Consider the following 11,483-nt stretch of genomic DNA (forward strand, 5'->3'; position numbering starts at 1 on the left):
TTTTTATTTACTGTTAAGTTGACTTTTTACTGCGTGAAAAATATAATTAAGTATGTTCTTAAATTTTGTTGAGGTGAATAATATGGTTTTGAAAGTATGTGTGGGAAGTGCCTGTCACATAAAAGGCTCTGAACAAGTGATCCAAATTTTACAAAAATGTATAAAAGAATCTGACATGGAGGATCGGATAACTCTGAAAGCCTCGTTTTGTCTTGGCAATTGTACTGAAGCTGTATCTGTTACAGTTGATGACGGGGAAGAAGTATTTTCACTCTCTCCGCAAAATACCGCTGAATTTTTTAAAAATATTATGAAAAAGGTGATTTGATGCAGGTAATGAATTTTTCAGAAGCTAACTGTAAACATTGTTATAAATGTGTAAGAAAATGCGAAGTAAAGGCTATAAAAATAGAAAATGATCAGGCACATATTATGGAGGATAAGTGTATCGCCTGTGGTCAGTGTTTTGCCATCTGCCCACAAAATGCAAGGAATATAATGTCTGACCTTGATTTTGTAAAAAATGCCATATCTTCTGGAAGAAATGTAAATATCTCAATAGCTCCTTCTTTCAGGGGGTTTTTTGAAGAATCCCAGCGTTTTGTCTCCGCCATAAAAAAACTGGGCTTTAACCAGGTAGAAGAGACTGCTGTGGGAGCAGATATGGTTTCACAGGCCTATGAAAAATATCTTTCCTCACAGGAAAACGGGGCATTTATAACTACATGCTGTCCATCGGTGGTATTTCTTATTCAAAAATATTACCCATCCCTTGTAAACAACCTTATACCATTTGTGTCTCCCATGATAGCTCATGGAAAACTATTAAAAAAAGAGCGTCCAAATGACTTGACTGTATTTTTAGGTCCCTGTGTTTCAAAGAAATGTGAGGCTATTTCAAAAGAAAACAATGGAATTATAGATGCTGTCTTAACTTTCGACGAGATAGCCAATTGGCTTTCTGAGGAAAATATAGATTATTTTCAGCTCACTCCTTCGGATCCTCACAAGTACGGTTCTGCCAAGGGTAAGCAATATCCAATTGTAGGAGGTATCCTAGAAGGAATAAAAGATGAAATTTCTAAAAAAGGTCTTATCTCTATGAGAATAGACGGAGTGGATGAGTGCAAAGAGGTATTTAAGGAGATAATAAACGGGCATGTAGAAAATACCTGTATAGAGGTAAGTGCCTGTAAAAAGAGTTGTATAGGGGGACCGGGAGGACACCACATCTCATCATCTATCTTCTCAAGACTTCAAAACGTAAAAGAGTATCTTATGTCAGCCAAAACCGAAGAAGCTCCTCCAGAGGGCAGCGTATCAGAAAAAGAGCTGAGAAAGATTATTTCTAAAAACCCATTAGAGCAGATGGTGATAGATGAACATAAGATAAAAGAAATTCTTGCTAAAATGGGTAAATTCAGCAAAGTCGATGAGCTAAACTGTGCTAGCTGCGGTTACAATACCTGCAGAGAAAATGCAATTGCTATTATTAAAGGAATGTCTAGTATCGATATGTGCATGCCTTTCATAAAAAGCAGAGCTGAAAGAATTTCCAATGAGATCTTTGAAAATTCTCCAAATGCTCTTCTTATTGTAAATGAAAACCTTGAGATCATAGAATCCAACATATCGTTTTCCAGATTTTTTGGAGTGACTCCCTCAGAAAGTAAGGGGCAGAAAATAGATAATTTCATTCCAGGGGATGATCTATCTTCGGTATTTGAAAACAAGGAAAATTTGCTTTGGAAAAAAATCCATATTTCAAAATTTAATCTTTATATGAAAGAGAGTGTTATTCATCTAGACAACCAAAATGCTCTGCTGATTATTCTTTCTGATATAAGTGACGAGGAAAAAAGAAGAGGAGAACTTTTTGAGCTCAAAGAAAATACACTAAATGTAACCCAGGGGGTTATAGAAAAACAGATGAGAGTAGCCCAGGAGATAGCCAGCCTCCTAGGAGAGACAACTGCCGAAACCAAAGTCGCTCTGACAAAATTAAAACATGTCCTTGAGAAAGAAGGTGCTGAGCTTTGACAGAGTACTTTATAGATGCCTCCTATAAAAATATCAATAAATTCGGGGAAGAGCTCTGCGGTGACAATGTAGAAACTGTAAAGACAGATGACGGAGTCATACTCGTCCTTGCAGATGGACTAGGAAGTGGTGTCAAGGCAAATATACTAGCTACCCTTACCTCAAAAATAGCTGTGACTATGCTGAAAGAAGGAGCCAGTATAGAGGAGACCATAGACACCATTACAAACACTCTTCCTGAATGTAGTGTTAGAAAGCTGGCTTATTCGACATTTACAATTATAAAAATAAAAAATAACGGTGAGACCTATATGGTGGAATATGACAACCCACCGTGTTTCTTCTTTAGAAAGGGATGTGACTATCCATTAAATAAGGTTGAGCGGGTAGTCAACGGAAAGAAGATACACGAATCCCATTTTAAAATGACCACTGAGGATCTGCTTGTGGTAACAAGTGACGGTGCCGTTCATGCAGGGGTGGGAGAACTGCTGAATCTCGGATGGCAGTGGGAAGATATAAACGACTTTCTGAGAAGTCTCTCGGGAAAAAATTATTTCTCCGGAGAAGTTTCAGAAAATCTTCTGGCTGTGTGCAATAAACTCTACAACAACAAACCAGGTGATGATACCACAGTCTTATCGGTAAAGCTGCAGTACAGAAAATATCTTGATCTCTTCACAGGTCCACCTGCAAACCCTGAAGATGATGATATCTTGCTAGAAAAAATTAGAAATGCAAAGGGCCTAAAAATACTTTCTGGAGGAACTACTTCCAACATTGTTTCAAAAGCCTTTGGTGAAGAGGTATTTATCAATCTGAAAGATTATCAAAAATACGATGTCCCCCCTGTGGGATTCATGAGGGGAGTTGACCTAGTTACAGAGGGTCTTATAACCCTTAATAAAACAGTAGATTTGGTAAAAAAATTTCATGACGCCACCTATTCTGGAGAAAATTATCCTCTAAATGAAGAGGATGGGGCTACTCTTATTTCAAGAATGCTCTTGAAAGAATCCACACATATAAACATTTGGGCAGGAACAGCTGTAAATCCAGCACATCAAAACCCAGATCTCCCTACTGAATTTAACATTAAATTAAAAGTTGTAAGAGATTTAAAGTTCTGGCTTGAAAAACTTGGAAAAACTGTAAATTTGATATATCTTTAAAATTATTTTTTTAAAAAATCTATGTCGGTATCAAGATTAAAATTTATTTTTTTCTCTTGATACCGGATTTTTTTTATTTTCTGAGAAAGAATATAATCCAATAATTAAAATAAAATTATAATTATGTAGGAATAGAAAACAAACTTTCTAATATTACTAGTAATTTGATTTTATGATTTTTAGATTTATATCACTAATCTTTAAATAAAAAAAATAACGGAGGTATCCTATGAACCGAGTGGGGAGGGAGGAACTAAAAGAAAAAATCGCATTACTGGTATCTAAATACGGTAATGATCGAGCATCTATTTTGCCTGTTCTTGAAGATATAAGCAGGGAATATGGTGAGATCGACCTCTATGCAATGCAGACTTTGGCGTTTTTAGTCGATATACATCCTAGTGAGGTGTTCGGCGTAGCAACTTTTTATAACTTTTTAAAATCCGGTAAAAAACACGGAAAATATGTCATAAGGCTTTGCAGAACTATATCTTGTCACATGAAAGAAAAAGACAGAATCGCAAAACAGCTGAATAACGAACTTGAAATAGAATTTGGAGAGATCACCTCTGACGGCTTATTTTCCCTTGAGTACTGTAATTGTCTTGGAATGTGTGATCAGGGGCCGGCGATGTTAATCAACGATATCCTCATATCCAAGGTAAAACCATCTGACATCCCTCTTATTATTCAATCTTGCAGAAGAGGTGTTCTAGGGAAAGAATATAAAACTCCCTTGGTATCCAAAGTAGTGAAAAAAGGTCCCCTTCTAGAGGAAAATTTTATCCCGGGAAGTGTCCTTAGAGAAACAATAAAAAGGGATAAAGACAGTATTTTAGAGGACATAGAAAAATCAAACCTCAGAGGAAGAGGCGGAGCAGGATTTCCAACTGGATTTAAATGGAGACTAGCCAAAGAGGAGAAAAAAGATAAAAAATTTATTGTTTGTAATGCAGACGAGGGAGAACCTGGGACTTTTAAGGACAGGTACATTTTGCACAAGAATTTTCAGAGAGTTTTGGAAGGTATGAGCATTGCCGCCTATGTAATAGGGGCTTCAAAGGGATTCATCTATCTGAGGGGAGAATATACATATATTAGAGAAACTCTGGAAAAAGAGATCGAAAAAAGGCGGAGAGCCGGACTTTTGGGAAATGAAACAGAAAAGGGCTTAAACTTTGATATCGAGATAAGAATGGGAGCCGGGGCTTATATCTGCGGTGAAGAGACAGCCCTTATAGAATCTCTAGAAGGAAAAAGAGGGGAACCTAGAAATAAGCCTCCATATCCTGTGGACACTGGTTTCATGAACTATCCCACCCTTGTAAACAATGTAGAGACATTTTTAAATGTAAATCTGATATGTGAAAAAGGAGTTGAATCCTTTGGCCAGTATGGAACCGATAGTTCAAAGGGAACAAAATTTTTTAGTATCTCTGGTGACTGTAAAAATGAGGGAATATATGAACTTCCCTTTGGAGTCACAATAGACAAGGTAGTCGCTCTGGCAGAGGGGAAAGATATTAAAGCTGTACAGATCGGAGGAGCTGCAGGTGAATGTGTCCAAAAAAATGATTTCTCAAAGCGTATCGCTTTTGAGGCGGCATCTACAGGAGGATCCATTATTCTTTTTAACGAGAACAGGGATATGCTAGACATTGCCGAAAACTTCATGGAATTTTTTGTAGAGGAATCCTGTGGTCAATGTACTCCGTGCAGAGAAGGTACCTATAGAATACTAGAGGGGATAAGGCTTTTGAAAAAGGGTAAATGCTCTGTTACTTATCTAAATAAACTTCTCGAACTGTGTGAAACCGTAGAATTAGCATCTAAATGCGGATTGGGTCAGCTCAGCACAGTGGCCTTTAGGTCTATTGTGGAAAACTTCAAAGAGGAGATCCTTGGAAGGCTCCCAGAGGAGGTATAATACTATGATAAACAAGTGTGATACAGGCAGCTGTAGAGTTCCTAAAACTGAGATGCTAAGAGATGCCTGCGAGGGACAGGAGGAAAAGTGTAAGTTAGAACTCATCGACATAGAAATAGACAACAAAAAGATGCAGGTAACTAAGGGTACCACCATACTAAAGGCTGCTAAGGGTATAGGGGTAAAAATACCAACTCTCTGCAATCATGATGACCTATGCCTTGCTGGAGTCTGTCGAATATGCTTAGTGGAAGTGGAGGGATTTAAAACTCTTCAGGCCTCATGCTCATATTCGATCTCCCAGCCTATAAAAATAAAAACAAATACAGCTAAGATAAGAAGAGCCAGAAGAAACGTATTAGAGTTGATTTTGGCAGATCACGTGGGAGAATGTTATTCGTGTATGAGAAACGGAAACTGTGAACTGCAGGACCTGGCAATGGAATATGGTATAACCTCCTATCCCTACGGACATGACAATATCAGGAAAAAAGGAGTGGATTTTTCAAGTCACGCAATAATGAGAGATTTAGACAAATGTATTCTTTGCAGAAGGTGTGTCAGAAGCTGTATCGACCTGCAGGAAGTTGGAGTCTTTAGTATAAAAGGAAGAGGAAAAGATTCTACCATTACAACCTTCGGTAATAAACCCATGGATGAAATAGTTTGTATAAACTGTGGTCAGTGTATAAACAGATGTCCCACTGCTGCTCTCTATGAAAAAGATGAGAGTGAACTTGTATGGAACGCCCTAGAAACAGAAGGAAAACATGTGGTTATACAGACAGCTCCTGCACCTAGGGCTGGTATAGGAGAAGAATTCGGACTAGAACCCGGTACTCCTATGACACTTAAAATGAACACCGCACTTAGACGTTGCGGGTTCCACAAGGTTTTTGATACTTGTTTCACAGCTGATCTTACAATTATAGAGGAAGGAACAGAGCTTGTGAAAAGACTTTATGACAATATAGAGGGGGATGGTCATACAAAACTTCCTGTTTTCACTTCATGCTCTCCTGGATGGGTAAAATACTTAGAACATTTTTTCCCTGAATTTATAGAAAATCTCTCTACAGCAAAGAGTCCACAGCAGATGTTTGGAACTATTATAAAAACTTATTATGCTGAAAAAAACAATATAAACCCTGAAGATATAGTTACTGTGGCTCTCATGCCTTGTACTGCAAAGAAATATGAAGCTGGAAGGCCGGAAATGTGCCAGTCAGGATATAGAGATGTCGATTATGGAATTACAACTAGAGAAATGGCAAAAATGTTTAAAGAAACGGGAATAGACCTGCCAAATATCGAAGATTCAGATTTTGACGATCCTTTTACAGGAGGCAGCGGTTCTGGAGTTATTTTTGGTGCTACAGGGGGAGTAATGGAATCTGCCATAAGAACACTATACGAACTGGTTACAGGAGAAAAGGTGGATTCTCTTTTTGAATATGGAGATATAAAACCTGTCAGAGGTTTTGAAGATATTAAATCTCTAGAACTAAAAATAGATAAGGTAACCGAAGTTCCAGAGTTGTTGAAAGGTCAGCTTAATTCCTTTGAATTTCTAAAAAATCAAACTTTGAAAGTCGCCATATGTCACGGAACCTCAAATGCCAAAAGAGTCCTTGAGGACATAAAAAACGGTGGAGAGTTCAGTACCTATCATTTTATTGAATTTATGGCGTGTCCAGGTGGCTGTCTAGGAGGTGGAGGTCAGCCTATTCCAACCAATGAAGAAATAAGAATAAAAAGAGCTAATGCAATATACAGCGAGGATAAAAAAGCCTCTGTTAGAAAATCCTATGAAAATCCAGGAGTTTTGGAACTTTATAAGAATTTCTTTAAAGAGGGTCCAGGAAAGGAAAAAGCCCATAAATTACTTCATACACATTATAAAAAACGCGGAAAAGAGATCCTATAAAATACAAAGGAGAAACCTAAAAGTTTCTCCTTAATTGTTTTTTTTAAGTAAAAATAATTTCACAGGATAAAATAAGCTAAGTTCTTTATAAAACCTCCTGAAAGTGATATAATTAAAAAAAACTTTAGGGGGATTTTCATGCATAAAAAAATTATGATACAGGGAACAGGTTCTTCTGTAGGAAAAAGCCTTGTGACAGCAGGGCTCTGCAGAATTTTTTATAAAGACGGATATAAAGTCAGCCCTTTTAAATCTCAGAACATGGCTCTGAACTCTTTTGTCGATGAAGACGGACTTGAACTTGGTAGAGCCCAGGTTGTACAGGCTGAGATGGGCGGAGAAAGACCTAGGGCCTATATGAACCCCATACTTCTAAAACCTAACGCAGATGATCATTCGCAGGTTATATTTATGGGAAAGCCCTGTGGAAATGTAACTGCAGTAGAATATTTTTCTCAGACAGAAAAACTGAGAAAAGTAGCTTTAGAGGGATATGAAAAAATAAGAGAAAATTATGATATATGCGTACTCGAAGGTGGAGGAAGCCCTGCAGAAATAAACCTCAGAGAAGTAGACGTTGTAAATATGGGAATGGCAGAATTAGTAGATGCCCCTGTAGTCCTTGTTTCTGACATAGAAAGAGGCGGTGTCTTTGCCCAGATTTACGGTACAATAATGCTTTTAGAAAAAAATGACAGAGACCGTATAAAAGGCATTATTATAAATAAATTCAGAGGAAATAAAGATATATTAGATCCTGGAATTGAGATGATAGAGAAAAAACTAAAAGAGGATGGGGTAGACATACCTATACTAGGTGTTCTTCCATTTCTTGATGTAAAAATTGAGGAAGAGGATGTCCTAGCAAAAAAACTTACTGCAGAAAAAACTAAAAATGATATAACCATCTCGGTAATTAGAACTCCTAAGATTTCAAATTATACCGATTTTGATGTTTTTGAATTTTACGATGATGTGGCTCTAAATTATGTTGACTCTCCTGAAGATATAGGGGACGAGGACATGATTATTATTCCTGGAAGCAAAAATACTATAGGGGACTTGATTTTTATAAAGGAAACTGGAATTTATAAAAAAATTATAGAGGAGTCCCAAAAAGGAAAACTAATTTTTGGAATCTGCGGTGGTTTCCAGATACTAGGAAATAAAATAATGGATCCTCTCTGCATAGAGACTCCCCTTGGAGAAGAAGAAGGTCTAGGGCTTTTAAATGTAATAACCACAATGGGAGAAGAAAAGGCAACCTATCAGGTAGAAAAAAAATTAATTAACTGCAAAGGTATCCTTACCGGCCTTGAAGGATCAACTGTAAAAGGATATGAAATTCACCAGGGTCAGACAGAGGGAAAAGAAGAGATGTTTTTAGACGGAGAGCTTTATGTGGGAGTCTATAGAGAAAATGTCATGGCAACTTACCTTCACGGAATATTTGACAACGGATTATTTACAAGACATATTTTAAACTATTTGAGAAGAAAAAAAGGACTTAAAGAAAATGAAAATATAATTGATTATGAAAAAGTTAAGAACAAAGAATTTGACAGATGGGAAGAACATCTAAGAAAAAATTTGGATATAGATAAAATATATGAGATATTAAAATAGGGGCCGTAGGCCCCTATTTTAATTCCAAACTAAACTATATTTAATTTTATAAAAGAAGGCTTATTAAGTGGGGAACAGGCTAGTGTTCCCCGAGGAAGATATAAAAATGTCAATTTGACTTGATGGCAAAAGTATAATTAAAATAAAAAATCTCCTATCAAGATACGCCTGACAGGAGAAGTATAAAAAACAATACAATAAAATTATAATGTCTCTCACACTTCCCGTCCTCGCAGGCTAGCATAAATCTTTTCATGGCAGGTCTCCTGGCTTAACTTCAACCTAATCACAACCCTTCCCGGAAAATCCAGTGGTAACGTCGCTTTCGTCAGCTTCACAGTGGCGGGACCGCAGAGGATTAATACCTCACTTCCCTTTTAATCAATAAATCGAACCATAAAAGTATTATTCTTTTCAGTTGAGATATTATCTCAATTTTAGGGAAAAGTCAATATATAAAAATATAATTTTTTTAATTTTAAAAAATTAAAAATTTAAACTCCTTAAAACTCCTTTCAATTGGTGGATAGTAGTGATATAATTTTTTTAGTTGAAAACAACTTACCCCTATACGCATATAGTGGTTAAGTGCTAAAATATACATATTTATACTACAGCTTTTTTACTTAATTTTATTAATGAGGTGATATTTTTGGAAATTGGAAAATTAAAAGCTTCTGACCTTGAGAAGCTCATATTTAAAAATATAAAACACAAAAGGTCAGAAATACTAACAGATCCCAAAATAGGGGGAGATTGTGCTGTCCTTGACTTCGGAGACAAGGTGGCTTATATCTCTAGCGACCCTATTACAGGTGCCACTGAAGAGCTTGGAAAACTTGCTGTAAACATAAATTGCAACGATATAGCCACTGCAGGAATAGAACCGGTAGGACTTATGCTTACTATTTTGGCTCCTGAGGGAACCAAGGCCGAGGAAATAGAAAGAGTTGTGTCTGATGCCCATGCAGAATGCGAGAAGCTCAATGTATCTATCATGGGTGGCCATACTGAGATAACAAAAGTAGTAAACAGGATGGTTGTGTCTGTAACTGCCATCGGAATAGGAAAAAAAGAGGATTATACAAAGAGGGGGAAAGTTGAACCTGGAGACTGTCTGATTCTCACCAAAGGGGCAGGTATAGAGGGTACCGGGATAATAGCCTACGAAAAAAGTGAAGAGATCAGAAAAAATCTGGGAGAACAAACTTTAAAAGAAGCAAAAAATATGTTAGACAAGATAAGTGTTGTGAGAGAGGGAATTATTGCATCGCCTTATGTAAAAGGGATGCATGACGTAACAGAGGGAGGAATCTTAGGTGCAATATGGGAAGTAAGTGAATTCTATGGTTTGGGATCAGAGATATACCGGGAAAAAATAGAAATTGCAGATTGTACAAGAGCTATCTGCGATCACTTTAATATAAATCCACTAAAACTAATATCCAGTGGGTCGATGCTTTTGACCGCCGATCCTCTCAAAGGATCAAAGATAGTCGAAATATTAAAAAGCGAGGGAATAGAATCTCAAATTATAGGAAAATTCATAAAGGATAATTCCAAATCAATAATTTCTGGAAACTTTGTCGAAGAGATCTCAGAACCTGAGAGTGATGAATTATATAGGGTGGTATAGAGGCAAAAGGGGGGCAATAAAATGAAAACACCATTTTTAATGACAGCTGGACCTACTAGGGTAAGAGAAAATGTTAGACTGGCAAGGGCAAAAGAGTGCTCAAATCCTGATTTAGATTTGAATTTCTATGATTTTTATAGGAATTTGTGCATTAAAATCGGTAAAATCATTGAGACTAAACAGGATGTAAGAATTCTATCGGGGGAAGGAATTTTAGGTCTTGAAGCTGCATGTGCATCTTTCACAGAGCAGGGAGACAGAGTCCTTGTAGTAGACAATGGGATTTTCGGGGAAGGCTTTGGGGATTTTGTAAAAATGTACGGTGGTAAACCTGTTTACTTTAAGGGAGACAGAGAGCACGGAATAAATATCTCTGATCTTGAAAATTTTCTAATAAAGGACAATGAATTTAAATATGCAACGATAGTTCACTGTGACACCCCATCTGGAGTTTTGAATCCACTTAGAGAAATCTGTAAAATTCTAAAAAAATATGGAATAGCAACAGTGGTCGATGCTGTATCTTCCATAGGAGGAGAAGAAGTAAAGGTCGACGAATGGGAGATCGACGTCTGCCTAGGTGCTAGTCAGAAGGTTCTCTCTGCACCTCCGGGACTGACCTTTCTAAGTATCAGTGACACTGCATGGAAGATTATGGAAAACAGAGAAAGTCCTATTGCTGGTTTTTACTGTAACTTACTAATATGGAAGGACTATTATGAAAAGAAATGGTTCCCCTATACTATGCCAATAAGCGATATAGAGGGTTTGAATACCGCCGTCGACAACTATTTTTCAGAAAACACCATAAAGAGACATCAGATAATCGCTTCGTCCTTTAGAAAATCTATCGTCGAAGCCGGTTTAGAGCTATACACAAAGGATTCATATTCAAATACAGTAAGTGTTATAAAAATTCCTGATGGAATTGATGAAAAAAAGCTGAGAAAAAACCTTCTAGAAAAACACAACCTCATGATATCAGGTGCCTTCGGATATCTCGAGGGCAAAGTAATAAGAATAGGTCATATGGGAGAAGGTGCTAGAGAATACAGCGGATTTTATGTATTAAAATCTTTGGAAAAAGAACTTATGGATCAGGGATTCAAGCCGAAAAAATCTCTTACGGAAAATTTTATAAATATTCTTAAATAG

8 protein-coding genes and 1 riboswitch are annotated in these 11,483 nt (G+C 37.0%); all 8 genes read left to right on the forward strand.

The genetic code is table 11. The annotated features are described in order from the left end of the window. Positions 1 to 52 precede the first annotated feature (52 nt). The 8 genes from ILYOP_RS06130 (at position 53) to ILYOP_RS06165 (ending at position 11,483) form a co-directional block, all read left to right on the forward strand. Positions 53 to 328, forward strand: a complete 276-nt coding sequence (locus ILYOP_RS06130) for a (2Fe-2S) ferredoxin domain-containing protein (RefSeq protein ID WP_083789103.1) — start codon at positions 53 to 55, stop codon at positions 326 to 328. Next, a complete protein-coding gene (locus ILYOP_RS06135; protein WP_013387666.1) occupies positions 328 to 2,040 on the forward strand; it encodes a [Fe-Fe] hydrogenase large subunit C-terminal domain-containing protein in 1,713 nt (570 codons plus the stop codon). Before ILYOP_RS06130 ends, ILYOP_RS06135 begins: the two co-directional genes overlap by 1 nt. After that, positions 2,037 to 3,212 carry a SpoIIE family protein phosphatase gene (locus tag ILYOP_RS06140; protein WP_013387667.1) on the forward strand — a complete coding sequence of 392 codons (1,176 nt, stop codon included), beginning with the start codon at positions 2,037 to 2,039 and terminating at the stop codon, positions 3,210 to 3,212. The genes ILYOP_RS06135 and ILYOP_RS06140 overlap by 4 nt, the downstream gene beginning before the upstream one ends. 229 nt (positions 3,213 to 3,441) lie before the next feature. Continuing rightward, positions 3,442 to 5,139: an NAD(P)H-dependent oxidoreductase subunit E gene (locus ILYOP_RS06145; protein WP_013387668.1), complete on the forward strand. Its 1,698-nt coding sequence runs from the start codon at positions 3,442 to 3,444 to the stop codon at positions 5,137 to 5,139. A 4-nt stretch (positions 5,140 to 5,143) separates the two neighbouring features. Then, a complete protein-coding gene (locus tag ILYOP_RS06150) occupies positions 5,144 to 7,066 on the forward strand; it encodes an NADH-dependent [FeFe] hydrogenase, group A6 (protein WP_013387669.1) in 1,923 nt (640 codons plus the stop codon). Between the two features lie 138 nt (positions 7,067 to 7,204). Continuing rightward, positions 7,205 to 8,692 carry a cobyric acid synthase gene (locus ILYOP_RS06155; RefSeq protein WP_013387670.1) on the forward strand — a complete coding sequence of 496 codons (1,488 nt, stop codon included), beginning with the start codon at positions 7,205 to 7,207 and terminating at the stop codon, positions 8,690 to 8,692. Between the two features lie 239 nt (positions 8,693 to 8,931). Continuing rightward, positions 8,932 to 9,106, reverse strand: a riboswitch (cobalamin riboswitch). A gap of 238 nt (positions 9,107 to 9,344) precedes the next feature. Beyond that, the gene (locus tag ILYOP_RS06160; protein WP_013387671.1) at positions 9,345 to 10,328 is read left to right on the forward strand and encodes an AIR synthase family protein; all 984 of its coding nucleotides are present in this window, start codon (positions 9,345 to 9,347) and stop codon (positions 10,326 to 10,328) included. Between the two features lie 21 nt (positions 10,329 to 10,349). Beyond that, positions 10,350 to 11,483, forward strand: a complete 1,134-nt coding sequence (locus ILYOP_RS06165; protein WP_013387672.1) for a pyridoxal-phosphate-dependent aminotransferase family protein — start codon at positions 10,350 to 10,352, stop codon at positions 11,481 to 11,483.

The organism is Ilyobacter polytropus DSM 2926 (genome assembly GCF_000165505.1).
Lineage (GTDB): Bacteria > Fusobacteriota > Fusobacteriia > Fusobacteriales > Fusobacteriaceae > Ilyobacter > Ilyobacter polytropus.

What these genes read in the sequence shown, in the direction of transcription:
- ILYOP_RS06155 (WP_013387670.1), top strand. Translation starts at nt 7,205, where the DNA reads ATGCATAAAAAAATTATGATACAGGGAACAGGTTCTTCTGTAGGAAAA.
- ILYOP_RS06135 (WP_013387666.1), top strand. Translation starts at nt 328, where the DNA reads ATGCAGGTAATGAATTTTTCAGAAGCTAACTGTAAACATTGTTATAAA.
- ILYOP_RS06145 (WP_013387668.1), top strand. Translation starts at nt 3,442, where the DNA reads ATGAACCGAGTGGGGAGGGAGGAACTAAAAGAAAAAATCGCATTACTG.
- ILYOP_RS06150 (WP_013387669.1), top strand. Translation starts at nt 5,144, where the DNA reads ATGATAAACAAGTGTGATACAGGCAGCTGTAGAGTTCCTAAAACTGAG.
- ILYOP_RS06165 (WP_013387672.1), top strand. Translation starts at nt 10,350, where the DNA reads ATGAAAACACCATTTTTAATGACAGCTGGACCTACTAGGGTAAGAGAA.
- ILYOP_RS06130 (WP_083789103.1), top strand. Translation starts at nt 53, where the DNA reads ATGTTCTTAAATTTTGTTGAGGTGAATAATATGGTTTTGAAAGTATGT.